This is a genomic window from Pseudocitrobacter sp. 73 (assembly GCF_008369545.1).
Classification (GTDB): Bacteria; Pseudomonadota; Gammaproteobacteria; order Enterobacterales; family Enterobacteriaceae; genus Pseudocitrobacter; species Pseudocitrobacter vendiensis.
In genome coordinates this window covers 44,313-70,405 of the sequence record NZ_VTZO01000015.1, presented here as the reverse complement: position 1 = coordinate 70,405, position 26,093 = coordinate 44,313, and the positions used below count along the sequence as shown (strand labels likewise).

General features: G+C 51.1%; 29 protein-coding genes and 1 tRNA gene. 20 read left to right on the top strand and 10 right to left on the bottom strand.

Annotation, left to right across the window (positions count from 1 at the left end; translation table 11 throughout):
• The first annotated feature begins 186 nt into the window (after window positions 1-186).
• The 3 genes from F0Q32_RS16300 to F0Q32_RS16290 all read left to right on the top strand — a co-directional run bounded on the left by F0Q32_RS16300 (window position 187) and on the right by F0Q32_RS16290 (window position 2,640).
• Window positions 187-1,602, top strand: a complete 1,416-nt coding sequence (locus F0Q32_RS16300) for an integrase family protein (protein ID WP_149463913.1) — start codon at window positions 187-189, stop codon at window positions 1,600-1,602.
• Window positions 1,603-2,286 (top strand): hypothetical protein, encoded by a 684-nt coding sequence (locus F0Q32_RS16295; protein WP_149463912.1) that lies wholly within the window; start codon window positions 1,603-1,605, stop codon window positions 2,284-2,286. It begins immediately after the preceding gene.
• 144 nt (window positions 2,287-2,430) lie between these two features.
• The gene (locus F0Q32_RS16290; protein WP_149463911.1) at window positions 2,431-2,640 is read left to right on the top strand and encodes a helix-turn-helix domain-containing protein; all 210 of its coding nucleotides are present in this window, start codon (window positions 2,431-2,433) and stop codon (window positions 2,638-2,640) included.
• Between the two features lie 128 nt (window positions 2,641-2,768).
• Here the strand turns inward: F0Q32_RS16290 and F0Q32_RS16285 are convergent, their stop codons facing one another.
• Complete coding sequence (locus tag F0Q32_RS16285) at window positions 2,769-2,948, bottom strand: YlcI/YnfO family protein (RefSeq protein ID WP_149463910.1); 180 nt, start codon at window positions 2,946-2,948, stop codon at window positions 2,769-2,771.
• A 193-nt stretch (window positions 2,949-3,141) separates the two neighbouring features.
• On the opposite strand from F0Q32_RS16285, the gene F0Q32_RS16280 reads away from it, so the two are divergent.
• The 11 genes from F0Q32_RS16280 (at window position 3,142) to F0Q32_RS16230 (ending at window position 10,103) form a co-directional block, all read left to right on the top strand.
• A complete protein-coding gene (locus F0Q32_RS16280; RefSeq protein WP_149463909.1) occupies window positions 3,142-3,411 on the top strand; it encodes a host cell division inhibitor Icd-like protein in 270 nt (89 codons plus the stop codon).
• Complete coding sequence (locus tag F0Q32_RS16275) at window positions 3,404-3,586, top strand: hypothetical protein (RefSeq protein WP_149463908.1); 183 nt, start codon at window positions 3,404-3,406, stop codon at window positions 3,584-3,586. Before F0Q32_RS16280 ends, F0Q32_RS16275 begins: the two co-directional genes overlap by 8 nt.
• Window positions 3,579-3,770 (top strand): hypothetical protein, encoded by a 192-nt coding sequence (locus F0Q32_RS16270; protein ID WP_149463907.1) that lies wholly within the window; start codon window positions 3,579-3,581, stop codon window positions 3,768-3,770. Before F0Q32_RS16275 ends, F0Q32_RS16270 begins: the two co-directional genes overlap by 8 nt.
• Complete coding sequence (locus F0Q32_RS16265) at window positions 3,763-4,089, top strand: hypothetical protein (protein ID WP_149463906.1); 327 nt, start codon at window positions 3,763-3,765, stop codon at window positions 4,087-4,089. Before F0Q32_RS16270 ends, F0Q32_RS16265 begins: the two co-directional genes overlap by 8 nt.
• Window positions 4,076-4,267, top strand: coding sequence for a DUF4222 domain-containing protein (locus tag F0Q32_RS16260; RefSeq protein WP_149463905.1), 192 nt, complete (start codon window positions 4,076-4,078; stop codon window positions 4,265-4,267). The genes F0Q32_RS16265 and F0Q32_RS16260 overlap by 14 nt, the downstream gene beginning before the upstream one ends.
• Complete coding sequence (locus tag F0Q32_RS16255; RefSeq protein ID WP_149463904.1) at window positions 4,251-6,014, top strand: primase-like DNA-binding domain-containing protein; 1,764 nt, start codon at window positions 4,251-4,253, stop codon at window positions 6,012-6,014. Before F0Q32_RS16260 ends, F0Q32_RS16255 begins: the two co-directional genes overlap by 17 nt.
• Window positions 6,015-6,318: 304 nt before the next feature.
• On the top strand, window positions 6,319-6,504 hold the full coding sequence (locus F0Q32_RS16250) for a DNA-binding protein (protein WP_149463903.1): 186 nt from the start codon (window positions 6,319-6,321) through the stop codon (window positions 6,502-6,504).
• A gap of 489 nt (window positions 6,505-6,993) precedes the next feature.
• Window positions 6,994-7,188, top strand: coding sequence for a hypothetical protein (locus tag F0Q32_RS16245; protein WP_149463902.1), 195 nt, complete (start codon window positions 6,994-6,996; stop codon window positions 7,186-7,188).
• Complete coding sequence (locus F0Q32_RS16240) at window positions 7,185-9,098, top strand: ClpP-like prohead protease/major capsid protein fusion protein (protein WP_149463901.1); 1,914 nt, start codon at window positions 7,185-7,187, stop codon at window positions 9,096-9,098. The genes F0Q32_RS16245 and F0Q32_RS16240 overlap by 4 nt, the downstream gene beginning before the upstream one ends.
• Window positions 9,099-9,313: 215 nt before the next feature.
• Window positions 9,314-9,502 (top strand): DUF1441 family protein, encoded by a 189-nt coding sequence (locus tag F0Q32_RS16235; protein WP_188016878.1) that lies wholly within the window; start codon window positions 9,314-9,316, stop codon window positions 9,500-9,502.
• The gene (locus tag F0Q32_RS16230) at window positions 9,489-10,103 is read left to right on the top strand and encodes a tail assembly protein (RefSeq protein ID WP_149463899.1); all 615 of its coding nucleotides are present in this window, start codon (window positions 9,489-9,491) and stop codon (window positions 10,101-10,103) included. The genes F0Q32_RS16235 and F0Q32_RS16230 overlap by 14 nt, the downstream gene beginning before the upstream one ends.
• 41 nt (window positions 10,104-10,144) lie before the next feature.
• Here the strand turns inward: F0Q32_RS16230 and F0Q32_RS16225 are convergent, their stop codons facing one another.
• From F0Q32_RS16225 to F0Q32_RS16220, 3 genes are all read right to left on the bottom strand, one after another.
• Window positions 10,145-10,930: a hypothetical protein gene (locus tag F0Q32_RS16225; RefSeq protein WP_149463898.1), complete on the bottom strand. Its 786-nt coding sequence runs from the start codon at window positions 10,928-10,930 to the stop codon at window positions 10,145-10,147.
• 111 nt (window positions 10,931-11,041) lie between these two features.
• Entirely contained in the window at window positions 11,042-11,188 is a 147-nt protein-coding gene (locus F0Q32_RS26190; protein ID WP_188016877.1) for a hypothetical protein, read from the bottom strand.
• Between the two features lie 187 nt (window positions 11,189-11,375).
• A tRNA-Ile gene (locus tag F0Q32_RS16220) sits at window positions 11,376-11,451 on the bottom strand.
• Between the two features lie 125 nt (window positions 11,452-11,576).
• Here F0Q32_RS16220 and mug point away from each other — a divergent pair.
• Window positions 11,577-12,083: a G/U mismatch-specific DNA glycosylase gene (gene mug / locus F0Q32_RS16215; RefSeq protein ID WP_149463897.1), complete on the top strand. Its 507-nt coding sequence runs from the start codon at window positions 11,577-11,579 to the stop codon at window positions 12,081-12,083.
• Between the two features lie 172 nt (window positions 12,084-12,255).
• Here the strand turns inward: mug and rpoD are convergent, their stop codons facing one another.
• From rpoD to rpsU, 3 genes are all read right to left on the bottom strand, one after another.
• Window positions 12,256-14,097, bottom strand: coding sequence for an RNA polymerase sigma factor RpoD (gene rpoD, locus F0Q32_RS16210; protein ID WP_149463896.1), 1,842 nt, complete (start codon window positions 14,095-14,097; stop codon window positions 12,256-12,258).
• Between the two features lie 155 nt (window positions 14,098-14,252).
• On the bottom strand, window positions 14,253-15,998 hold the full coding sequence (gene dnaG, locus F0Q32_RS16205) for a DNA primase (protein WP_149463895.1): 1,746 nt from the start codon (window positions 15,996-15,998) through the stop codon (window positions 14,253-14,255).
• Between the two features lie 115 nt (window positions 15,999-16,113).
• Complete coding sequence (gene rpsU, locus F0Q32_RS16200; RefSeq protein WP_001144069.1) at window positions 16,114-16,329, bottom strand: 30S ribosomal protein S21; 216 nt, start codon at window positions 16,327-16,329, stop codon at window positions 16,114-16,116.
• A gap of 235 nt (window positions 16,330-16,564) precedes the next feature.
• Between rpsU and tsaD the strand changes: the two genes are divergently transcribed.
• Entirely contained in the window at window positions 16,565-17,578 is a 1,014-nt protein-coding gene (gene tsaD / locus F0Q32_RS16195) for a tRNA (adenosine(37)-N6)-threonylcarbamoyltransferase complex transferase subunit TsaD (RefSeq protein WP_149463894.1), read from the top strand.
• 150 nt (window positions 17,579-17,728) lie between these two features.
• On the opposite strand, the gene plsY is transcribed toward tsaD, so the two are convergent.
• Window positions 17,729-18,346, bottom strand: a complete 618-nt coding sequence (gene plsY / locus F0Q32_RS16190; protein WP_149463893.1) for a glycerol-3-phosphate 1-O-acyltransferase PlsY — start codon at window positions 18,344-18,346, stop codon at window positions 17,729-17,731.
• A gap of 107 nt (window positions 18,347-18,453) precedes the next feature.
• Between plsY and folB the strand changes: the two genes are divergently transcribed.
• Entirely contained in the window at window positions 18,454-18,822 is a 369-nt protein-coding gene (gene folB, locus F0Q32_RS16185) for a bifunctional dihydroneopterin aldolase/7,8-dihydroneopterin epimerase (protein WP_149463892.1), read from the top strand.
• 84 nt (window positions 18,823-18,906) lie between these two features.
• Window positions 18,907-19,725: an undecaprenyl-diphosphate phosphatase gene (gene bacA / locus F0Q32_RS16180; RefSeq protein WP_149463891.1), complete on the top strand. Its 819-nt coding sequence runs from the start codon at window positions 18,907-18,909 to the stop codon at window positions 19,723-19,725.
• 10 nt (window positions 19,726-19,735) lie between these two features.
• Here the strand turns inward: bacA and F0Q32_RS16175 are convergent, their stop codons facing one another.
• The gene (locus tag F0Q32_RS16175) at window positions 19,736-20,977 is read right to left on the bottom strand and encodes a multifunctional CCA addition/repair protein (RefSeq protein ID WP_149463890.1); all 1,242 of its coding nucleotides are present in this window, start codon (window positions 20,975-20,977) and stop codon (window positions 19,736-19,738) included.
• A gap of 58 nt (window positions 20,978-21,035) precedes the next feature.
• A complete protein-coding gene (locus tag F0Q32_RS16170) occupies window positions 21,036-21,656 on the bottom strand; it encodes a TIGR04211 family SH3 domain-containing protein (RefSeq protein WP_149463889.1) in 621 nt (206 codons plus the stop codon).
• Window positions 21,657-21,907: 251 nt separating this feature from the next.
• On the opposite strand from F0Q32_RS16170, the gene F0Q32_RS16165 reads away from it, so the two are divergent.
• Both F0Q32_RS16165 and glnE read left to right on the top strand, forming a co-directional pair.
• Complete coding sequence (locus F0Q32_RS16165; RefSeq protein ID WP_149463888.1) at window positions 21,908-23,209, top strand: inorganic triphosphatase; 1,302 nt, start codon at window positions 21,908-21,910, stop codon at window positions 23,207-23,209.
• 21 nt (window positions 23,210-23,230) lie between these two features.
• Window positions 23,231-26,071, top strand: a complete 2,841-nt coding sequence (glnE, locus tag F0Q32_RS16160; RefSeq protein WP_149463887.1) for a bifunctional [glutamate--ammonia ligase]-adenylyl-L-tyrosine phosphorylase/[glutamate--ammonia-ligase] adenylyltransferase — start codon at window positions 23,231-23,233, stop codon at window positions 26,069-26,071.
• The last annotated feature ends 22 nt before the right edge of the window (window positions 26,072-26,093 follow it).

Sequence of the window (26,093 nt, the reverse complement as noted above, 5' to 3'; positions counted from 1 at the left end):
TATGAGTTAGGACGCAACTTCTTACCTAAAAATACTTTTATATAATTTTCAGTTAGTTAATGATTTTTAATTTACTGTATAAATAACCATAAATACTCTAAAATACTCGTTTGCGGTATCCTATAGGTATCCTAGAGCAAAACAAGCGATTCTCAGGATACCCTGATCGCTTGGTATGGGGTGTTTGTGGAAACATTCAAATTCACGAAAGCAAAACTCGAAAGTTTGCCGCCTGCGGAACGTGGCCAGGTGGAGTATGGTGATACCGTTGTTAACGGACTACGACTCCGGGTGGGGATCAGTGGCGCGAAGAGCTTCTGTATCTCCAGAAAACGTAATGGCAAATTTATACGGGCCACTTTAGGCAGATTTCCCGATCTTACTATTGATAATGCCAGGGCAAAGGCTCTCGAACTGCTGGGAGACGTAGCAACTACAGGCAGAAATCCTAACGTCGAAAAGCGCATCAATGAGAAGGCTTTGGTTACTCTTAAGGATGCGCTGGACACCTATATCAAAAGCCGTGATGAACGGTTAAGCACCGATACAGCAAAACAGTATCGTTCCATCCTGCAAAATTTCTCTGGTGACTGGATGAAACAACCAATCGCCTCTATCAGCCGTGAACGAGTGGAAACCAGACACAAAGCCGTTACTGATGGCTCTGTATGGTTTGGAGCTGATAAATCAACGCTCCGCGCAGGGGTTGGAACCGGCAGTAAAGCACAGGCAGATCTCTGGGCTAGGGTGCTTCGTGCCATATACCGCTTCGCGCACGATCATTACCGTGACGAGGAAGGGAAAACGCTACTTCCGGACCCGCCTACAATGGTACTGAGCACAAAGCGAAAATGGCATGGTACTGTGAGGAAAACTGAACGTATCCGCACCAATGAGCTTGGCAGGTGGTTTAGGGCTTTATCGTCCGTGAGAGATATTGCCGAACAAGGGCGCGATGATATAGCAGCGGCGGTATGTGATGCTGTGGAAATGGCTATTTTTACCGGGCTGCGTAAATCTGAGATTTTAGAGCTTAGCTGGGATAGAGTTAATCTTGGCGGGCGCTACTTCTGGATTGATACCACAAAGAACGGTGATCCGCTTGAACTCCCCATTACTGAAACTCTCCTGAAATTATTTCGCCGCCGAGCAAAGATGAAAGCAGCAGATGGCTTATTAGTTTTTCCTGGCGATAAAGGTGTGATTAAAGAGTACAGGCACATTATCGATCGTATAAGTGCTGCTACGGTGCCAGGCCTAAACTCAGACCAGCTAAATCCTATTCCTTTCAAATGGCATGACGGGCGTCGCACGTTTGGGACAGTTGCTGAGCTGGTGGGGGTCGGAAACTACATTCTAAAACGATTATTGAACCACCGGACGATGAGAAGCGCCGATGTAACTCAGGGCTATTTGCATTTCAGTGCAGATGAATTGATGGAACCGGCTGCAAGAATAGAACGCGCAATACTTGAACATGCGGGGTTGGTGGAGAGTAAAAAATCTCTTGATACTAGATTGTTGAATGCACTTGAAGGACTTAGTGAAGAAGAGAAACACCGCCTCATTTTTGATTTGTCAAAAAATATTAAGGTTGTCTAAATGTCTAAAAAACATATTGCGGAAGTTGAAATTAAGTTTGAGCAAGATGAGTTAAGTAATTTAGATAAGTTTGTTTCTATAATTAGGGATAAAACCTCTGAGTCTCTTGTTGCAAAAACAGTTAATGATATATATGGTGTTACTCCTTCTAAAATGACATGGGAGGAAAAGATTAATCTTTCTTCTGAAATAGAAAATGAAAAAATAGTCATTCAATCTGGGTTGACGATCAAGGCTGAAGGGATTGATAAAGCGCTCAATTATCAAAGTCCAGAGTTATCTGATATGTTAAAAGTATCTGCTATTTTAGAAATTATGGGTTTTGAACGATTGTCTAAACAGATGAGAAAACGTTACGGGGAAATGCTTGTTGAAACACTCTTGGGTGGGCTGCGACAGGTTGAATATGCTAAGAATATAATAAGTGAGGACCGACGTAAAGCCAGGAAAGGTAAAACAAATAGACACCATGCAATTGCTTTGAAAATAGCTTCTGATACTTGGGTGAAATATCCAAATGCTAGCCTTGCAGGGCTTTCAGAGGACATTTACTCCTATTTGAGAAAATCATGGAAAGATGTGCCAGTAGCTGGAACCGTAGAAAAATGGTTAAAAGATTCAGGGCTTAATCCAGATGTAAAACCTAAAAATAGGGACTTCGAGTTAGTTATATCCGAAGGGTAGTAAATCTCGTTTTACACGCTTAAATCTTGTTATCACCCTTGTGAACCAGATATATGTATAGATATCTGGTTTTGCTGACTCTTCAAGTAGTTATATCAATCATAAAGTATCACCACTGTTAACCTGTAATACACGGTGATATCTATGCATTTAATTACTAATAATCTTAAACTGGAACGTTTAACCCGCGCGGAAGCTGCCGCTTATCTTGGCGTTAATGCGCAGACTTTGGCTAATTGGGCCCATACAGGAAAGGTAGGCATCCCACATCATAAGGTTGGCCGTAAAGTTATTTATATGCGGTCGGATCTTGATAGTTATCTTGCATCAACTCGCCGTACTCAGACTGTTTGAGGGGGATGCATGTTGGATAAAACAAAGGCGGCCATGCGGGGCCGCCAGTGTAGTACCGAAAACAAAGAACAGAATCAGCATACCAGGCTGCTCGCTGGTGGTCAAAGCCCGTCTATAGCTTTGAGAAGTCAATCTGATTCTTTGGGCTTCTTACGCTGTCGGCGTTTAATTTCGCCCAGCATTGCAGCGTTAATAAATTGCCCGGTACTCTCGCCGGAATTCTTTACTGACTCCATACCATCAATGATTTCGTGTGCTATGCGAGCTGTCACAGATTGTGATTTTGCATTCTTCGAACCAGTTGCCATATCTACATTCTCCACAATTTACTGTAAGACACTATACACGAAAAATTATTGTTTTGAAGTATTGACGTGTAAGACACCTTTGACCTATTGTGTGTCTTACACCTTTTTTGAGTTAAGGTGCGTAAATAGCGAAGCCCGGCAGTGCGCGAACACTAGCCGGGCCTCTGACCACAATGTTATTGGAGCTAACACTATGGCTGACAATCAGCATACCCAAACTCGCCCGGAATTTACATGGTTATTCCTGGCAACTCCTAAGCATTATCCAGACAGTAAACCCGTTGTGCTGCGCATTGATGCCGATACGGAAGATGAAGCCCGTACAGCTTTTTGCGGCTGGAACATGGTGTTTGCCGCCAGAATCTGTACCCAGATGCGCTGGAGAATAACGTTTTACAGTGATGACAATAGGTTGTCTGCGACACTTGAAACCGAGCTGGTGGAGGGCGTATTCCATGAATAAAACCTTCCAGGCTTACGGGTTTGCCGTTAACAGGCGCGGTCATACAGTAGGTATTCACTACACAATAGCCAGCAAAAACTCTGACGAGGCTAAATCGACAGCGCAGCTACTGGCTCAGCAAGAAGGTTACAGGCATATCCGCATCAACTTTGTTCGGGAGGTTAACCATGCATAAGTTAACGATGCAGGATATGGGGGATAAGTTCCGATCTCTCGAAGTCTTACTGGCTGCTGCTATGGAAATGAATCGCCGTAATGATGATGAGTATGAAATTGCATGTGACCTTATTGATAAAGCACTGATGCGTTGTCGATCACTTCGTCGTGAATTAGAACAGCGGGAGGGCAACAATGCGTGATATTTACCATCAACTTGTTAAGTCTTCCCCTGACTTTAAAAACTTCACTAATGAGGATTTGGAGGAATCCAGCGATTTATACGCTGCTGGTGCATTTGCCATTAATAGTGCGCTTACATTAATCGGGAATTTGGCCCTCAATGCTACGGATGCTGAAGATTATTCCGATGAATATGCACGACGCGATTTTATCCTTGTTAGTCACGCATTACGTCATCTGCCAAGAATGGCACAGGCTCTTAATCAGAGTAGCGATACTGCGAGTTATGTCCGCGCTCAGCGTAACATAGCGGGGAGGGGCAAAAGTGATAAATCCTGAAATCAATGACCGTTGGTCGGAAAAGTGCGGTGAAATGATTACGGTGAATAATGTCGCCTTTAACCGGGTGACGTTTGTTCGCGACGGTTACGAATTTCCCTGCATATTTTCGCTGGAAAGATTTGTTAAAGAATTCACTTTTGTAAGTCGGGGGCAGGGAAATGAAATATGCGCCTAATGTAAAAAATCTTCCGAGAGACAAAATGGAAGAAGCAATTATCTTTGCCGGGACTGGAGCGTGGAAAGCGGCAAAAACATATCAGGGCGAACAGGGGAAAAGTGGCGACACTGTTCCACCTGTCGTGCTGGATCACACTCAACTGACAGAGTTACCGCATCTTCGTATCATCGATAAGGGGCGTCGCTTTGCCCGTGTTTACCAGGCAGGGCTTATTGAGCAAAACCACATCAGCATTATCGCTAATAAGCTGCAAGAAGCTGGTGTAACTAACGCTGAGTATATCAACGAGAAGGGCGAGAAAGAGGACTGGACGGTGCTAATGAGCCGTATCGAAAAGCAGCCACTTGCGGTTGTGGATCGTGGCGGGGCGACACTGGCACTTAACCAGATGGGGGCCAGTCAGCGCGGTGAAGTATTGCTGGCGCACTATGGTGGCGAACTGGCGGTACATGCCGATTCTGACATGGTGCATCACTACAATGGTGTGATATGGAAGCCTGTGCCGGATAAAGAACTGCAACGTGTACTGGCTCAGATTTACATTGATTCCGAGACTTCTTACTCGCAGAACGCCATCAAGTCATCGGTGGAAACCATGAAGCTGAGTCTCCCGGTCATGGGGGTTACGGCCCGTAATCTTATTGGTTTCAGCAATGGGGTATTTGATACCCGAACGGGTCAATTCAGGGAGCACAGCAAAACCGACTGGCTGCTGATCGCCAGTGAGTTGCCTTTCAGCCCACCAGCCGAAGGGGAAACACTGGCAAGCCATGCGCCGAACTTCTGGAAATGGCTTCGCCGTTCCGTGGCCAACAATGACCGTAAGACAGATCGTGTACTGGCTGCGCTGTTTATGGTGCTGGCGAACAGGTATGACTGGCAGTTATTCCTGGAGGTGACAGGGCCGGGTGGTAGCGGTAAGAGCGTGATGTCGGAAATCTGTAACATGCTGGCAGGCAAAGGCAATAGTGTGGCAGCAAGTATGAAAAATCTGGAAGATGCCAGAGATAGGGCGCTGGTGGTCGGCTATTCGCTGATTATCATGCCAGATATGACCCGCTACGCTGGTGATGGGGCCGGGATTAAGGCCATTACAGGCGGCGATAAGGTGTCGATAGACCCTAAGCATAAAGCGCCCTATTCGACACGGATACAGGCGGTAGTGCTGGCCGTCAATAATAACGCAATGACCTTCAGTGATCGAAGCGGGGGGATATCGCGTCGTCGGGTGATATTCAATTTTACCGAAGTAGTACCGGAAAATGAGCGGGATACGATGCTGGCAGAGAAGATAGAGGGGGAGCTTGCCGTAATCATTCGTCACCTGCTGACCCGCTTTGCCAGTCAGGACGAAGCCAAACGTCTATTGCACGAGCAGCAGAAATCCGAAGAGGCACTGGCTATCAAGCGTGAGGGTGATTCGCTGGTGGACTTCTGCGGCTACCTGCTGGCGTCTGTGGCGTGTGATGGGATGTTCATCGGTAATGCCGAGATAGTCCCGTTCAGTCCGCGTAAATACCTGTATCACGCCTACCTTGCATATATGCGTGCTAATGGCCTGAGCAAGCCTGTATCGTTAATGCGGTTCGGTACTGATATGCCTGGTGCAATGGCTGAGTATGGCAAGGAGTACCATAAGCGGAAGACCAAGCACGGTATAAGGTCAAACGTTACGCTGCACGATGATTCAGACGACTGGATGCCATCCTGTTCCGGTTCTTCCGAAGATAGCAGGGTAGAGTAAAGTTATGGATTAAGTGTTCACCAGTATTCACCCTGTTAAAAAGTTCATTAATAACAGAATGTTAAGGGGTGAACACTTATTTATTAAGTATTCACCAAGTATTCACCTGTTCACCTTTTGATTATTTTTTTGCCCTATAGGGTGAAGGGTGGGGTGAACACTAGTGAATACCTGAAAGAGTAGTATTCACCATATAACATCATGAATTTAATTAAGAAATTCGCAAGGGTGAACAGGTGAACACTTAAACGTATATTTTTTAATTTTATAGCAGACACCAATCATAACTGGTGTAGGAGAAATTATGACCGTTAATGATTTTATGGAAGAACCGGAACTGTTCACACTACTGGGTAAGAAAAAAACAGCCGTGTGGCGGTTGCGTAAAGACCATGGATTCCCCAATCCAGTGCTCACCTATCCATCCCGTTATAGCCGTAAAGCTGTGATGAAATGGCTTGAGGATGGTGGTGTTAACAGGATTGTTTAATTTTATTGATGTAAATTTAGCTGGCTGTATTAGGGACTGTACCGCCAGCTAACTCAGAAATATAAGAGAGTCTCCCCGCAATTATTATTCACCGGCATAAACTCGCCTCTCGTGGTTAAACGTACGCTAACTTTGTATGTGAACTGTTTGCCAGTAAGGAATCGGCGATAGTCTGTGTATAGCTGAATAAATCAACAGAAATGAGGTCACACCTCACGCACTATACAGTGCTATGCCCAAAGCCGCGCCAGCGTTGGCTTAAGGGGGTATACGCTACCCATACATAATTTGTATACAAAACATCCATAAAACACACCTAAAAGCACATATGGCAAGGCTTTCAGCTGTATACACCTTCCTGATTTTCACTTCGTTTATAAGTTCTCTCATAAAATCATTTACCACTTTTTATGATTAAAATTAGTTTACTTACCACTTTTATTGATCAATGATTGTACATGTACCATCAACGACGATAAGGGTGGAAAGATGGCTGAACGAAACAATAAGCGGAACGATAAGGGCGGTACGGTTCATATCGATGCAGAAACCATGAAGAAGATCGAGGAGTACCAGGCATTCATCCGTAAGAATCACCCGGAGATGCCTGTTCCTACTAAAGGCCAGATTGTGCGTAGCAGTGTGAACTACTGGCATCACCAGACGCTGGGAGCATGGGTATGAAATCCTGGTACACCATCAAAGCGGCCAGCGATGCCGTCAGCGCTAATATCAGTATTTATGAGGAGATTGGTGGCTGGGGTATCACTGCCCAGCAGTTCTCTGAAGATCTGAAAGCCCTGGGCGATATTTCCCACATCAGTCTTCACATCCACTCACCCGGCGGCGACGTGTTCGACGGTATCGCTATCTACAACCTTCTGAATAAACACCCGGCGCAAGTCACAGTGCATATCGATGGCCTGGCTGCGTCTATGGCGTCAGTCATTGCGATGGCAGGTGACCGTATCGTTATGCCGGAAAACGCACTCATGATGATTCACAAGCCGTGGGGTATCTCAGGCGGTAATGCCAACGATATGCGCGACTATGCCGAGCTGCTGGACAAGGTGGAAAGCGTCCTGATACCGGCTTACGCCCGCAAAACAGGCAAATCAGCCGAAGTGCTGGGGGCCATGCTGGAGAGTGAGACTTGGATGGATGGCCGTGAATGTGTGGCTCAGGGCTTCGCTGATGAGCTGTTACCTGCGGTCAGCGCAATGGCCTGTATTGAATCGAAACGAATTGAGGATTTTGAGCATATGCCAAAAGATATTAAAGGGATGATCACCAGCCCGAAAGGCTCCACCGGCAGCGCGGTACCGGAACAGAATCGCATCAACGGGATTAAAGACCTGTTTGCGATGTTCGGCGGTAAGCATGATTCACTGAAGATGCAGTGCCTGGAGGATGTGGACTGCACGCCGGAAAAAGCGAAAGACATGTTGCTGGCATCTCTGGGTAAGACCTCGACCCCATCGGATAAAAACACTAATGCACATGTTTACGCTGGTAACGGAAACATTACTGGAGATGCCATCCGCCAGGGGCTTTATTCCCGTCTGGGTCACGAACGCGCCGAACGCGGAAACCCTTACGCTATGATGAGCCTGTTTGATATGGCGCAGGCTTCGCTGGTGGATCGTGGTATCAGCGTTAGTGGTTTCGGGAATCGTTCGCAGATTGTTAATCTGGCATTTACCCACAGTACCAGTGATTTCTCTCATATCCTTGCTGGTGGTGCTGAAAAGTCGGTACTGACCGGCTGGCAGAATAGCGGCGAGACATTCCAGCAGTGGACAAAAACTGGTTCACTTTCCAACTTCCATGAGGCCAAACGTGTAGGGCTGAACGGCTTCTCTGAGCTGGAAAAGGTGCCGGAAGGTGCAGAGTATAGATATGTCACAACCAGTGATAGCGGTGTACCTATCGCCTTAGCGACATACGGCAATATCTTCTCCGTCACCCGCCAGGCCATTATCAATGATGATCTGAGCCAGCTTACAACTATTCCGCAGGCAATGGGGCGTGCTGCCGCACGTACTGTAGGGAATCTGGTTTACCTGAACCTGACGGCAAACAGTGAGTTCACAGACGGCAAAGCGCTGTTCCACACCGACCATAAAAACCTCATCGCTAAAGGGATGGACACAGACGGACTGAATGAAGCCCGTAAGGCTATGCGACTGCAAGAGGACGCGAACGGCGATCCAATTAACGTTATTCCAGCCTACATCCTTGTTCCTGCGGCTCTGGAAGGTGCAGCGAATCGCGCTGTACTTTCTTCATCCTCACTGTTCCCGGTAGACCAGGACGGCACTCTGAACCAGAACCCCGGCATTATCAACGTGGTTAAAGATATGGCACAGGTGATCGTTGAGCCGCGTCTGGATAAAGCCAATAACGCGCAGTGGTATGTTGCAGCAGCACAGGGCACAGACACCATCGAGGTGGCTTATCTCGACGGGATGGATACGCCATATCTTGAGCAGCAGGAGGGCTTCACCGTTGATGGTATCGCCTGGAAGGTGCGCATCGATGCAGGTGTGGCTGCGCTGGACTACCGCGGGCTGGTCAAATCGAGTGGGGCATAAGAGCAGAGGGGCGGCCACGGCTGCCCATTTCTCGTGGGTCCTCCGGGCGGGGCGACCTGCCACGGGGCGGCGCACTCGCGGGAAACGGCTAGTTTTTGAATTCTATGGTCATCATCATCATGTTCTAACTATTTGATTTTAAATACATGAATATGATGAAAAACAGTAAAGATGATGGATTGTGTGTTTTTTGTTCATCATCTTTGGGGGTAATGATGAAACAAATACAGTTAACGATTACTGAACTGGCTGGCGCGACGGGGATGCACCGGCAGACGGTATCAAAGCGTCTGCGGGATATCCCGCCCGCGCCGGGTAGTAGCTGTAAGAAAAAACTATACGACCTGAAATCAGCCTTATCGGCAATCTACGCTACCGGAGTAATCCAGAATGCAGAACACTGAAGTAATGACAACAATTAAACTGAGTGGCCCAATGATTGGTTTGTTTGGCAGGGAACATCAACGTTTAGTCAGTACGACGCGTGAGGTATTCAATGCGCTGTCCGTCACGTTGCCGGGATTTCAGCAGTATATGAACACGAGCAAATCCCGAGGTCTGACGTTTGCTATCTTCGTTGATAAGAAAAATATTGCTGAAGATGATCTGGATTTTCCGAACGGTGGTCGTGTCATACGGATTGTGCCTGTGATTATCGGCAGTAAACGTGCCGGTGCGTTACAAACTATTCTCGGTGCGGTGCTCGTTGTTGTCGGGGCTATTGGTGCATTTACTCCCTGGGGGCAGGCTGTAGGCGGTGGTGCCTGGGGATCGGCTGCAATGAAAATCGGTGCAGCAATGATGGTTGGAGGGGTAGCGCAGATGCTTTCACCTCAACCGGCTGGTCTCTCCAGTAAACAGGATGCGGACAACCGAGCCTCATATGCTTTTGGCGGCGTTACAAATACTGCCGCACAGGGTTACCCGGTACCACTTTGTTATGGTAAGCGCCGTATCGGCGGGGCAATCATTTCAGCGGGTATCTATGTTGAGGATAAAATGTAAGATAAAAGTGGAATAGCTCCTGTTTGAAGGAGCTATTTTTATCAGAATACTGTTTTGATTATTTTCTCTGTCCCACTTATTAACTCCTCCGCATCTTCCTTACTAGGCTCTTTATCTTTATGGTGATCACATAGGTTTCTTATGTCACCGAGTCTTTGAATAAAGCGCCAGTTAGGCGTGTCAATAATTTCATTATCTTTTAATAGTTGATTGTATTCTGATATGGAAGGATGTGCTTTCTTCGTTTTAAGTTTATGTAAACTGCAAATATGAGCGAGGTGTTTTTCGAGTACAACTCCAGTAACTGCACCAGCAGCCCGTATAAACCCTTTTTTATTCAATTCCTTAGCTGTATCTAGTTCAGTGTCAAAAATATCAGCTTGTAATATTTCTTTAATGTCGAACAGTGAGCTATCAAATTTTTCGGAGGCAGAGGATAATATATGCCACTGAGTTTCCATTTTTGGAAGTGCAGACTTTCGGCTTGCGACGACTTGGGTTCCTCTGGTTGATTGTAAACCTATCAAATAATCATAAATAGAATAATTCATGTAGGTTACTTCTTTTCTTTTTGGGTCGCCTTGGTATAAGTTAACGAATTCATTTAATCGTTCTGGTATTATTTGCTCTATTACCCGGCAAGCTTTTGTATACCATGACTGGTAATTGTTACCAACTGAAATTATATTTATTCCATCTTTTTTAAATGCTAATAAATGTTCTTCATCAATAGGATCACATTCATTAATCATGGATATATAAAGCTCTTTCCCACGCTTTTCCAGTGAAACTACTTCTTTTTTTAAAGATTCATATTTGGATGTCATGTCAGATCCTTACCATTAAACACGAAGTGTATAACGCAGGTGATACTTGGAATGGAGCCTACAACTGAATGAAGGTGGCCTAACTTTCGTTAGGCCGGGCTTGTTACGCCATCATTTGCGCAATACTAGAACCAGAGCGACGCTTACAGGAATAACAAACATTGGGTGAACACCTGTGTTTGCCAAAGCCATGATAAGGCCACTCATAGCGAAGATACGCTTAGACAGCAGGTCTGAGCCCTTTTCGAAAGTTTTCATTGAAGACTCCTGAAGGTTGCCTGATTGGGGCACTCAAACCCGTAGCACTTTCTTAATTTTCAGTTTAACGGCTGCTACGACCCAACTGTACAACACTGTTGAATACTCGGTTGTACCTGGTGGAGGTATCCTATGGGTATCCTAGAAAAGCTAAGGGACTTAAGGTTATATATAAGTCCTTGAAATTTGGTGGCCCCTGTTGGGTTTGAACCAACGACCAAGCGATTATGAGTCGCCTGCTCTAACCACTGAGCTAAGGGGCCGTGGCGGGGAATTATAAAGTAACTGCGGTTTACAATCCAGTTGTTAAGCAACGTCTGCTGTTTTTATAAACAACGTATTTTCAATTCGTTATAATAGTCACATGAGCCATTTATCAGAGAACAGCATGGTTAAGGATATTATCGCGCCAGGCCTGCGGGTGGTGTTTTGCGGCATTAACCCGGGGTTGTCGTCCTCTTCACTCGGTTTTCCGTTCGCGCATCCGGCAAATCGCTTCTGGAAAGTCCTGCATTTGGCCGGATTTACCGACAGGCAATTGAAACCAGAAGAGGCGGATCATCTGCTCGATTTTCGCTGCGGTGTCACCAAGCTGGTTGAACGCCCGACGGTGCAGGCCACGGAAGTGAAGCGTCAGGAGTTGCATGACGGTGGGCGGTCACTGATTACCAAAATAGAGGCGTATCAGCCTGCGGCGCTGGCGGTACTGGGGAAGCAGGCGTTTGAACAGGGATTCAGCCAGCGGGGCGTGCCGTGGGGCAAACAGTCGATGTCGATTGGCGTGACGCAGGTGTGGGTGCTACCGAACCCGAGCGGGCTGAGCCGCATTACCACGGATAAGCTGGTTGAGGCATACCAGGAGCTGGATCAGGCGCTGGTGCTGCGGGGGCTTTGATAAATCCCCCTCACCCCAGCCCTCTCCCACTGGGAGAGGGAGTTAATCGAGCCAGGTCAAACCTTTATGCACAATCGATCCCCTCTCCCTCAGGGAGAGGGTTAGGGTGAGGGTGTAAAACCCCATAAAAAAAGCTCCCCGCAGGGAGCTTTTTACGTTTCACAAACCGAAATTAATCGTCCAGGAAGCTACGCAACACTTCAGAACGGCTCGGGTGACGCAGTTTACGCAGCGCCTTCGCTTCAATCTGACGAATACGTTCGCGGGTAACGTCGAACTGTTTACCCACTTCTTCCAGCGTATGGTCGGTGTTCATGTCGATACCAAAACGCATACGCAGAACTTTCGCTTCACGGGCAGTCAGGCCAGCCAGCACGTCGTGCGTTGCGGCACGCAGGCTTTCGGTGGTCGCAGAATCCAGCGGCAGTTCGAGGGTGGTATCCTCGATGAAATCACCCAGATGCGAATCTTCATCGTCGCCGATTGGCGTTTCCATGGAGATAGGCTCTTTGGCAATTTTCAGCACTTTACGGATTTTGTCTTCCGGCATCAGCATGCGTTCAGCCAGTTCTTCCGGCGTCGGCTCGCGGCCCATCTCTTGCAGCATCTGGCGAGAAATACGGTTGAGTTTGTTGATGGTCTCAATCATATGCACCGGAATACGGATGGTGCGCGCCTGATCCGCGATAGAACGGGTGATCGCCTGACGAATCCACCAGGTTGCATAGGTGGAGAACTTGTAACCACGACGGTATTCGAACTTATCAACCGCTTTCATCAGGCCGATGTTACCTTCCTGAATCAGGTCAAGGAACTGCAAGCCACGGTTGGTGTATTTCTTAGCGATAGAAATTACCAGACGTAAGTTCGCTTCAACCATCTCTTTCTTCGCACGGCGCGCTTTCGCTTCACCGATGGACATACGACGGTTGATATCTTTAACCTGCTCGATGGTCAGGCCGGTTTCTTCTTCAATTTGTTGCAGCTTCATCAGGCCGCGCTGAACGTCTTCTTTCACGTCGAGCAGCTTTTCAGACCACGGTTTGTTCATCGCGACGGCCGCGTTGAACCAGGTTTCGCTGGTTTCGTTGCCGGTAAACAGAGTGATGAAGTTTTTCTTCGGCATTTTGCACTGTTCAACGCACATCTTCATGATGATACGTTCCTGGGTACGCACGCGATCCATCATGACGCGCATGCTGTTCACCAGGTAGTCGAACTGTTTCGGTACCAGACGGAACTGTTTGAAGACTTCAGACAGCTTCAGGATCTCTTCCTGTGCAGCGGCATGGCTACGGCCTTTCGCCTTGATGGTATCGCGAGTCACTTCATACTGCGTGCGCAGTTCAGCGAATTTCTCACGCGCCAGTTCAGGGTCGATGCTGTTGTCGTCATCGCTGCTGTCGTCGTCGTCCTCTTCATCTTCATCGTCGTCATCCATCTCTTCCTGAGAGAGTTCAGAACCCACGTGAGTCGCGGTCGGCGCTAAATCTTCTTCAGCGTTCGGATCGACGAACCCGGTGATGAGATCGGACAGGCGAGCTTCTTCCGCTTCAACACGATCGTACTGTTCAAGCAGGTAGGTGATGGCTTCCGGGTATTCCGCTACGGAACACTGAACCTGGTTGATCCCGTCTTCGATACGTTTGGCGATGTCAATTTCGCCTTCGCGGGTCAACAGTTCAACGGTACCCATTTCACGCATGTACATACGAACCGGGTCAGTGGTGCGCCCGATTTCAGATTCCACGCTCGAAAGCACCTGTGCGGCGGCTTCTTCCGCATCTTCATCGGTGTTGTTCGATGTTTCAGCGAGCAACAGGTCATCGGCATCCGGTGCTTCTTCCATCACCTGAATGCCCATGTCGTTGATCATTTGGATGATGTCTTCGATCTGATCGGAGTCGACGATATCTTCCGGCAGATGGTCATTGACCTCGGCATAGGTCAGATAGCCTTGCTCCTTACCACGTTGGACAAGAAGCTTCAGCTGTGACTGCGGGTTTTGCTCCATAAGACGGTATCCACACTTATTTCATGAGATTGGTGTCGGTCGGCGAAACAAGCCGCCAACAGAGTGTAACGAGGACTTATTTATATTTTGCCGCTGCCCTTCACGCGGCTTTCGGGGGCTTCCCGAGTGATATTCGGCACTTAAGCCGTTCAATTCTATTTTTTGGCCAGTTCCTGGTTTAGCGTCCAGAGTTCCCGGCGTTCCTCACTGCTGAGCCCGTGTGTGCGATCGCGAGCAATCAACTCTTCTTGTCGCAGAACCAGCAATGAGTCAAACATATGGTTGAGTGAGTCGGTGAACGTTTTTTCTGCGATATCCTTATCTGCTATATCGTCCCACATCGACAGTTTTTCAAGGGTCGCGGCTTCATTTGTGCCACGATATTGTTCCAGAAGTTGACCAGTGGTCAGTCCAGGCTGTGACAAACAAGTGTTGACCAGTTCTGCAAATAAGCCAAGTCCCGGCAGTTTTTTCGGATCCAGCCCCGTTAAGGGAGGGACCAACGGCGCGAGATCGGGGTTTTGCACCAGTAACCCTATCAGTATACGCATGGTCGTGCGTTTTAGCTGTGGCGCGGGGCGAACCACGCCGTTTTCTGCCTGTTTCGGCATTAAACGTTCAAGCTGGGCATCATCCAGAATCCCCAGTTTGTTGCCCAGCTCCTGACGCAAATAGATGCGTAAGGTTTCGCCCGGAACCTGACTGATGAGCGGCAGCGCCAGCGTACTTAACTGCGCGCGCCCGTCCGGGGTACTCAAATCGACCTGCGGCATCAGGCTGTTAAACAGAAACGTGGAGAGCGGTTGGGCCTGCTCCATCCGCGCTTCAAATGCTGCTTTACCCTCTTTACGCACCAGCGTATCCGGGTCTTCGCCGTCGGGCAGAAACATAAAGCGTAACTGACGCCCGTCGGTCATGTACGGTAGCGCTGTTTCTAGCGCACGCCATGCGGCATCACGGCCAGCACGGTCACCGTCGTAGCAGCAGATGACATTATTTGTCACCCGGAACAGCAACTGAATATGGTCGGCGGTGGTTGAGGTGCCAAGCGACGCGACGGCATAATTAATGTCGTACTGCGCCAGAGCGACCACATCCATATAACCTTCGACCACCAGTAAGCGCTGGGGTTCAGCTTCTGTCTGCTGCGCTTCATAAAGGCCATACAGCTGACGGCCTTTATGAAAAATATCGGTTTCCGGGGAGTTTAGGTATTTCGGCAGGGCATCGCCCAGCACGCGTCCACCAAAACCAATTACCCGGCCACGCTTATCACGAATAGGGAACATGACGCGCTCGCGAAAGCGGTCGTAGCTACGCCCCTGATCGTTGGTTACCAGCATACCGGCGTCAATGAGCGCCTGGCGATTTTCACTATTGCCGCCAAACCGTTTCAGGACGTTGTCCCAACCCGGCGGCGCATAACCAATCGCGAAACGAGAAATCACTTCACTACTGAGGCCACGCTTTTCCAGATACTGGCGCGCGGGGTCAGCGGCGGGATTCATCAGGGATTGCTGATAAAACGCATTCAGACCGTCCATCAGTTGATAGAGACTTTGCCGTTGATGGCGCTCTATCTGACTCGGCCCGTTGCCTGCTTCGTACGGCACTTCAAGGTTGTGCATGGCAGCCAGTTCTTCGACGGTTTCCACGAACTCGAGCTTGTCGTAGTTCATCAGAAAGTCGATGGCGTTGCCGTGCGCGCCACAGCCGAAGCAGTGGTAAAACTGTTTTTCACCGTTGACGGTGAAAGAGGGGGTTTTCTCGTTATGGAAAGGACAGCACGCGTGATAGTTCTTGCCCTGCTTTTTCAGCTTCACACGAGCATCGATCAAATCGATGATGTCGGTGCGTGCCAGCAGATCATTAATGAATACGCGCGGAATTCGTCCAGCCATAAGCCCCGTAGTTTTTAATGATGCTTAAACGAAAACAAGCCGCGCATTCCTTCCGGAAGCACGGCCTTGCAACTACTACTCGGTCTGACAATTGAGAGCATCTGCTCTCAAGAGATTAGTACAGACGAGTACGGCGTGCGTTTTCGCGAGCCAGTTTCTTCGCGTGACGTTTCACAGCAGAAGCTTTAGCGCGCTTACGTTCGGTAGTCGGTTTTTCATAGAACTCACGACGACGAACTTCCGCCAGAACACCCGCTTTTTCGCAGGAACGCTTGAAGCGACGCAGTGCTACGTCGAACGGCTCGTTTTCACGTACTTTAATTACCGGCATGTAACTCTCACCTTTAATAAATTCGGTTTGCCGCTGGCATCAACGCCAGCTTATTTCAAAATGGTGCGGAATTTTACTGCAATTGCTGCTGCTTTGTAAAGCACCGACGCGTTTTTGAAAGGGACTTTTTAAGGGTGGGGAGTATACACGAAGCACGTTCCTGGGGCGAACAATGTTTTACAAGCCGGGGCAGAAAACCTACACTGCGCGGTATTGAAACGAGGTAAATCTAGCCATGCGTGTACTGGGAATTGAAACATCCTGCGATGAAACCGGCATCGCAATTTATGACGATGTAAAAGGTCTGTTAGCCAACCAATTGTATAGTCAGGTGAAATTACATGCTGACTACGGCGGCGTCGTGCCTGAACTGGCCTCGCGCGATCACGTGCGTAAAACGGTGCCATTGATTCAGGCCGCGCTGAAAGAGGCGAATCTGACGGCAAAAGATATTGATGCCGTCGCCTATACCGCCGGGCCGGGTTTAGTTGGCGCGCTGCTGGTTGGCGCAACCGTTGGGCGTTCGCTGGCATTTGCCTGGAATGTCCCGGCGATCCCGGTACACCACATGGAAGGGCATCTGCTGGCGCCAATGCTGGAAGATAACCCGCCGGAATACCCGTTTGTGGCGCTGCTGGTCTCTGGCGGTCATACGCAACTTATCAGCGTGACCGGCATTGGCGAGTATGAACTGCTGGGCGAATCGATTGATGACGCGGCAGGCGAAGCCTTCGATAAAACGGCCAAACTGTTGGGGCTTGACTACCCAGGCGGCCCAATGTTGTCGAAGATGGCCTCTCAGGGCACGGAAGGGCGCTTTGTCTTCCCACGTCCGATGACTGACCGTCCGGGTCTGGACTTCAGCTTCTCTGGCCTGAAAACCTTCGCGGCGAACACCATTCGCAATAATGACAACGATGAACAAACGCGCGCCGATATTGCCCGTGCCTTTGAAGATGCGGTGGTCGATACGTTGATGATCAAGTGCAAACGCGTGCTGGATCAAACCGGCTTTAAGCGTCTGGTGATGGCGGGCGGCGTGAGCGCTAACCGAACCTTGCGTGCGAAACTGGCGGAGATGATGCAGAAACGTCGCGGCGAAGTGTTCTACGCGCGCCCGGAATTTTGCACCGATAATGGGGCGATGATTGCCTACGCAGGCATGGTGCGTTTCAAAGCAGGCGTGAATGCAGACCTTGGCGTAACCGTGCGTCCACGCTGGCCGCTGGCGGAGTTACCGGCAGCGTGATGGAGCATGCCGGATGGCGCTTGCGCTTATCCGGCCTACAAAATATCGCAAATTCAATATATTGCAGGAACCTTGTAGGCCTGATAAGCGTAGCGCATCAGGCAATGTTGCGTTTGTCATCAGTCTCAAAGCGTGTCATTCGACACGCTTTTATTTTTTCTCTTCTTCTTTCTTCTTCTTAAACCGCGCCCAGATTTTCGTTTCCTGACGCCGCCACAGACGCTGAATATTGTCATGATGACGCAGTAAGATCAGGCAAGACAGCATCGACACCGGAAAGGTGTACTGCGGTTTAAACCACCAGACGTAAAACGGCGCAACCAGTGCGCTAACAATCGCGCCCAGTGACGAATAACCGCTCAATAAAATAGTCAGCAGCCAGGTGCCTGCCATTACGCCGGTAAGATCGAGGCCAATCGGCGCAATCGCGCCAAATGCGGTGGCGACGCCTTTACCGCCGTGGAAACCAAAGAAGACCGGCCAAATGTGGCCCAGACAGGCAGCAATCGCCACCAGCCCAAGCCAAAACGGCGTGAGCCCGAGGGCATACGCGCCCCAGACCGGTAACATCCCTTTCAGGATGTCGAAAATCAGAACTGCTACGGCTGCTCCCTTGCCGCCAATTCGTAATACGTTGGTCGCCCCGGGATTCCCGGAACCACTCTCGCGAGGGTCGGGCAAGCCCGCGATGCGGCAGACCAGAATGGCGCTGGAAATTGAGCCGCAAAGGTAGGCGAGGAGGATCATTCCAGGCGCGATTGCACTCATAACGCTGTTCCGTTGTGAAAATGTCGAAGTATTCTCTGCATCTGTGGATAATACGCATAATTCGCCGGAAGTGGTATCCGGTTCAGCCAAAAAGCAGGCAGGTCGTGATGGATATTGTATTTATAGAGCAACTTTCGGTAATCACCACCATTGGTGTTTACGACTGGGAACAGACCATCGAACAGAAACTGGTGTTCGATATCGAAATGGGATGGGACAACCGCCGGGCGGCATCCAGCGACGACGTAAAGTATTGTCTGAGTTATGCCGATATCAGTGACGCGGTGATCGCGCATGTCGAAGGCAGTCGCTTTGCGCTGGTTGAGCGCGTGGCAGAAGAGGTAGCTGAGTTGCTCATGACGCGCTTTAATTCCCCATGGGTGCGCATCAAAGTCAGCAAACCGGGCGCGGTTGCCAGGGCGGCGAACGTGGGCGTTATCATCGAGCGTGGCCAAAATCTGAATCAAACTATTTAAATTCATAATGGATTAAACCAAACGGCAATACACCGGTCTTAGAGCCGGGTTTATTTTATTTTTTAAATTTTAAGGGTTTAAGTGATGAGCGATATGCACTCGCTGCTGGTTGCGGCTATTCTGGGTGTTGTCGAAGGATTGACGGAGTTTCTACCTGTCTCCAGCACCGGCCATATGATTATTGTCGGGCATCTGCTGGGTTTTGAAGGTGAAACGGCGAAGACGTTTGAAGTGGTTATCCAGCTCGGCTCTATCCTGGCCGTGGTGGTGATGTTCTGGCGTCGTCTGTTTGGCCTGATCGGCATCCATTTTGGCCGACCGATTCATGAAGGTGAAGGGAAAGGGCGTTTGTCGCTCATCCACATTCTGCTTGGGATGATCCCGGCGGTGGTGCTGGGGCTGGTGTTCCACGACACCATCAAGTCACTCTTCAATCCGATTAACGTGATGTATGCGTTGATTGTCGGTGGTTTCCTGCTGATTGCCGCCGAATGCCTGAAGCCAAAACAGCCGCGCGCGGTAGGTGTGGATGACATGACCTATCGTCAGGCGTTTATGATTGGCTGCTTCCAGTGTCTGGCGCTGTGGCCGGGTTTTTCTCGCTCCGGCGCGACCATTTCCGGTGGCATGCTGATGGGCGTAAGCCGCTATGCGGCGTCGGAATTCTCATTCCTGCTGGCGGTGCCGATGATGATGGGCGCCACGGCATTGGATCTCTATAAGAGCTGGCACTTCCTGACGCTGGCGGATTTCCCGATGTTTGCGGTGGGCTTTGTGATGGCCTTCCTCGTTGCGCTGGTGGCGATTAAAACCTTCCTGCAACTCATCAAACGCATCTCGTTTATCCCGTTCGCCATCTACCGCTTTATCGTCGCGGCAGCGGTGTACGTGGTCTTCTTCTGATATCCTGCCCTCAGTCTTTCGGCTGAGGGCAGCGTTTTTCCTTCCAGTCAGCCACGGCTTTAATGCGACGGCGCGTTAACTCTTCACGTATCGCGGGCCCCTGAAAACCCGCTTCTATCACCTCTTTGTTCGACACACTTTTCGCCACGATCCATGCTTCACGCAGCAAGCGCCCTTGCGGGTAATCGCAGGCTTCAAAATGCGTACGTCCACGCACGTCGGCTTCGCTGGTTAGCGCAATCTGTTCAACGCGCTGCGGTTTACGCCAGGCATCGATTGAATCGAACAGCTTGATGATGGTTTTCGGCTGCAAAATCGGGAAGGTGTGGATGAGATCGTGGAACTCGGCCACCAGTTTCGCTAAATCGCGCATCTCATTAGGCACTTTCAGGCGCAGGCAGAGTTGTTCTACCAGTTTAACGCCTGCCGGACCATGGCCGTGATGACGCGGCCAGAGATGTTTTGGTGTTAGACCCTTGCCCAGATCGTGGCACAGGGTGGCGAAACGAATGTCGATATTCGGGCTCAGCATTGCCGACATTGTGAGCGTCATCAGCGTATGCACGCCGGTATCGATTTCCGGATGCCATTTCTCCGGCGCAGGCACGCCGTACAGCGCGTCGATTTCCGGGAACAGGACTTTCAATGCGCCGCAGTCGCGTAGGGTCTGGAAAAAGACTTGCGGGTTGCGGGTGCCGAGTGCGCCTTCCGTCTCTTTCCATACGCGTTCTGGCGTCAGGTGTTCAAGTTCGCCAGCGGCGGTCATGTTGCGCATCAGCGTCAGCGTTTCATCGGCAATGCGGAAACTCAGGTGGGCGTAGCGTGCGGCAAAACGCGCCACGCGCAGCACACGGAGCGGGTCTTCGCCAAAGGCGGGGGAAACATGACGTAGCAGACGATTTTGTAAATCGGCACGACCGCCGTAGGGATCGATAACTGTGCCGTCATCGTCCTGCGCAAGGGCGTTAACTGTCAGGTCGCGGCGTAGCAGGTCCTGCTCCAGCGTGACATCCGGCGCAGCGTAGCAGGTGAACCCCGTATAACCAGACCCGGACTTCCGTTCAGTGCGCGCCAACGCATACTCTTCATGACTTTGCGGATGCAAAAACACAGGAAAATCGCGGCCTACCTGCTGGTAGCCCGCGTCGAGCATTTGCTGTGGCGTCGCGCCAACCACGACCCAATCTTTATCTTTGACCGGCAGGCCTAATAAACCGTCTCGTACAGCACCACCGACCAGATAACTCTTCACGCCACGCTTCTCCTCGTTGTTGTCCTCTGTGGATAATACGAGAGAAGCGGCGTTATGGCTAATTCATCCAGCGGTCTTTACGCTTGCGACTTGGCACCAGATGCGGCAGCACCAGGCCAAGAATCAGGCCTGCACCCAGCACGCCACCGCCATACATAAACCACTGCATGATGATGGTGCGCTGTTTATCGTCGAGCTGCAGGTTAGCGGCGCTCACTTTTTTCTGCGCCACAATCAGCTCATTTTTAAGCTTCTGGTTCTCTTCTTTCAGGCCGTTGATCACGCTGTCGCTTTGCGAGACTTTGGTCTGCATTTCAGCGGTGCGCTGATTCCAGGTTGAATCGATGTTAGTCAGCTTGTCAGTCAGGGTTTTCACCTGATTTTCCAGATCCGGCACACGCGTGCGCAGGCTCGGGGTTTCCGTCAGCTCTTTCAGCGGGATCCACGCGGTGCGGCCATTGCCGTCGCGAACTTGTCCGTACTGAGTGCCGGGATTAGTTTGCAGCAGGGTGACTTCTTCACCGGCATTAATGGAGCCTACGAGGCGATAGTTATCGCCAGGGCCGCTGCGAACCCAGGTATTCAGTTCATCAGAAACATAGCGCTTCTCATCAGCATGGGTGACGGTGGAAGCGGTGAGTGCAAGTAAAGTGACTGCGATTAGGCGTAATTTTGGCATCAGGTCATCGTTTTTGTCATAAAAGTGGAACGATAGTAGTGGCAACAGTCTGGCGACGCAAAGCCTTCTACAGCAATCAGAATCATCCAGGAGGCGCGGTTACATCGCAATAATGTTAACCACGTAAAGTTGCCGCGCAAAATGCGCATTGCATGGTAATTTTTCACAAAATACTATCTACTGACAAAAAGATTACCGGGAAGTTCGCCGAAAGGGTACTCCCCGGGCCACGAAACCATAAGAAATCAGCCATGGCACAAGAAATTGAATTAAAGTTCCTCGTTGATGAGGCAGGCGTTGATGCCCTGCGTCAGCATCTCTTCACCCTGAAGGCCGATCATACGGCGGCAGAGAAACTCCTTAATATTTACTACGAAACTGAAGATAACTGGCTGCGTCGTCATGACATGGGCCTGCGCATTCGCGGCGCGGGCGATCGCTATGAAATGACCCTGAAGGTGGCTGGTCGTACGGTTGGCGGGCTGCATCAGCGCCCGGAGTACAATATCGATCTCGACGAACCGAAACTCGCGCTGGAAAAACTGCCTGCTGAAGTTTGGCCGAACGGCGAGCTGCCGGAAGGGCTGGCAGAGCAGGTGCAGCCGCTGTTCAGCACCGATTTCTTGCGTGAAAAGTGGGTGGTAAGCCACGGCAAGAGCCAGATTGAAATCGCGCTCGACCTGGGCGAGGTCAAAGCGGGTGATTATCAGGAACCGATTTGCGAGCTGGAACTGGAACTGCTTTCCGGCGAAACAGCTGATGTTCTGGCTCTGGCGCAGCAGCTTAACCAAACCGGCCTGGTGCGTCAGGGCAGCCTGAGCAAGGCCGCGCGCGGCTATCATCTTGCGCAGGGAAACGAGGAACGTCCGATCAAGCCTGCGGAAATCATGCAAATCGCGCCGAAATCGACCATCGAACAGGGGCTGGAAGCGGCGCTGGAAAAAGCGCTGTCCCACTGGCAATACCACGAAGAGCTGTGGGTTCGCGGCAATAAAAAAGCGAAAGAGGAAGTGCTGGCGGCAATTGGCCAGATTCGCCACACGCTGATGTTGTTTGGTGGCGTGGTGCCGCGCAAAGCCAGCGCGGCGCTGCGTGATTTACTGACCCAGGCAGAAAAGGTGCTGGGTGGCGACATTTCCGCGCATGATGCCGCCTTCAACGTGGCGGTAACCCAGGCCAAACTGGCCTTCACCGAGTGGTTGGTCACGCGCGGCTGGCAGCCTTTCCTGGATGCCAAAGCGCAGGCCAAAATCAGCGACTCCTTTAAGCGTTTTGCTGATACCCATCTTTCGCGCCAGGCCGCAGAGCTGCGCACCACGTTTGCGTATCCGCTGGGCGACAGCTACGCCGACCAGCTACCACGCTTAACGCGCGATATCACCTGTGTGCAATTGCTGGCGGGTTATTACAATCGCGCGCAGGCCGACGCCTGGCTGGCAAACTGGTTGGGATTACGTCACGCCATTTTGACGCGCCAGCACATCGAAATTGAACATTTCCGCAATGAAGCACTGGCGGTTGAGCCATTCTGGTTACACAGCGGAAAACGATAACTGACCTCAGGGAAACCGAGTATGACCCCGCTTTCATCGCAGTTACAGCAGCACTGGCAGACATTGGTTGAGCGGCTGCCGGAGACCTTTCCGGTTGCGACGCTGACGCCTCAGACGCAAGCCGTCATGACGTTCAGCGATTTCGTTCAGCAAAGCCTGACGATGTATCCTGAATGGCTGGAAACGCTCACCAGCCAGCCGCCGCAAGCGGAAGAATGGCAGCACTATCGCGACTGGCTACAGGCCGCGCTGGTAGACGTAACCGATGAAGCCTGGCTCATGCGCGAACTGCGGTTGTTCCGCCGACGTATCATGGTACGCATCGCCTGGGCGCAGTCGCTGTCGCTGATTTCTGAGGTGGATACGCTGCAACAACTCAGTGTGTTGGCCGAGACGCTGATCGTCAGCGCCCGCGACTGGCTTTATGACGCCTGTTGCCGGGAATGGGGCACGCCCTGCAACGCCGATGGCGTCGCACAGCCGCTGTTGATTCTTGGGATGGGCAAGCTGGGCGGAGGCGAACTCAATTTTTCCTCGGATATCGACCTGATTTTTGCCTGGCCGGAGCACGGCGCCACGCGCGGTGGGCGTCGTGAACTCGACAACGCCCAGTTCTTTACCCGCCTCGGTCAGCGCTTGATTAAAGTGCTCGACCAGCCGACGCAGGATGGCTTTGTCTATCGCGTCGATATGCGTTTGCGCCCGTTTGGCGACAGTGGCCCGCTGGTGCTGAGCTACGCCGCGCTGGAGGATTATTACCAGGAGCAGGGCCGCGACTGGGAACGTTACGCGATGGTAAAAGCGCGGATTATGGGCGACAACGATGACGTCTGGAGCCAGGAACTGCGTGCGATGCTGCGGCCATTTGTTTTCCGTCGCTACATCGACTTCAGCGTGATCCAGTCGTTGCGCAGCATGAAAGGAATGATTGCCCGCGAAGTGCGCCGCCGGGGGCTGAAAGACAACATTAAGCTTGGCGCAGGCGGCATCCGCGAAATCGAATTTATCGTTCAGGTATTCCAGTTGATTCGTGGCGGGCGTGAACCGACGTTACAGCAGCGTTCTTTGCTGCCGACGCTGGCGGCGATTGAAAATCTGAATCTGCTTTCAGCGCAGGACGCAGACGCGCTGCGCGAAGCCTATCTTTTCCTGCGTCGCCTGGAAAACCTGCTGCAAAGCATCAACGATGAACAGACGCAGACCCTGCCGGGCGACGACCTTAACCGCGCGCGTCTGGCGTGGGGAATGGGCGTGTCTGACTGGGAGGCGCTGACTTTACAGCTTGAAGGGCTGATGGCGGGTGTGCGCCGCATTTTTGACGAATTGATTGGCGATGATGAATCCTCGCCGGAAGAAGAAACGCTGGCTGAAGACTGGCGCGAACTCTGGCAGGACACGTTGCAGGAAGAGGACAACCCGCCGGTGTTGGCGCACCTCAGCGAGGACGATCGCCGCCAGGTGGTGGCGCTGATTGCGGATTTCCGTAAAGAACTGGATAAACGTACCATTGGCCCGCGCGGGCGTCAGGTGCTGGATTCCCTGATGCCGCATCTGTTGAGCGAAGTGTGCGTGCGCGATGACGCGCCGGTGCCGCTGATGCGCATCACGCCGCTACTGATTGGCATCGTCACGCGAACCACCTATCTGGAACTGCTGAGCGAATATCCGGGGACACTGAAACACCTCATCCGTTTATGCGCGGCCTCGCCGATGGTCGCGAGCCAGCTGGCGCGATACCCGCTGCTGCTGGATGAACTGCTCGATCCGAACACGCTTTATCAACCGACGGCTACCGACGCCTATCGCGACGAGCTGCGCCAGTATTTGCTGCGCGTGCCGGAAGAAGATGAAGAACAACAACTGGAAGCATTACGCCAGTTTAAACAGGCCCAGTTGCTGCACATCGCGGCGGCGGATATCGCCGGAACCTTGCCGGTGATGAAGGTAAGCGATCATCTGACCTGGCTTGCGGAAGCGATGATCGACGCGGTGGTGCATCAGGCATGGACGCAAATGGTCGCCCGTTATGGGCAGCCTACGCATCTGCATGACCGCCACGGGCGCGGTTTTGCGGTGATTGGTTACGGCAAGTTGGGCGGCTGGGAACTGGGCTATAGCTCCGATCTCGATTTGGTGTTCCTTCACGACTGCCCGGCGGATGTGATGACCGATGGCGACCGCGAAATCGATGGTCGCCAGTTCTACCTGCGCCTGGCGCAACGCATTATGCATCTGTTCAGCACGCGGACCTCCTCCGGCATCCTGTATGAAGTTGACGCGCGCCTGCGCCCGTCCGGTGCGGCGGGAATGTTGGTCACTACGGCTGAAGCCTTTGCTGATTACCAGCAAAACGAAGCGTGGACGTGGGAACATCAGGCGCTGGTTCGCGCGCGTGTGGTCTATGGCGATCCGCAGCTTCAGCAGCAGTTTGATGCCATTCGCCGCCAGATTCTCACCAACGTCCGTGATGGCGACACCTTACGCACGGAAGTGCGGGAAATGCGCGAAAAAATGCGCGCCCATCTGGGGGGTAAGCAGCGAGATCGCTTTGATATCAAAACTGATGCTGGCGGGATCACTGACATTGAATTCATTACGCAATATCTGGTGCTGCGCTACGCGCATGAAAAACCGAAGCTGACGCGGTGGTCTGATAATGTGCGCATCCTCGAACTGCTGGCGCAGAACGACATTATGGATGAGCAGGAAGCGCAAGCGTTGACTCGCGCCTATACCACGCTGCGCGATGCGTTGCATCATCTGGCGTTGCAGGAATTACCCGGGAACGTGGGGCTTGAGCGTTTTACCACCGAGCGTGAACAGGTAGAAGCGAGTTGGCTGAAGTGGCTGGTCACGCCGTGAAATGTGCTATTATCGCGCCAAT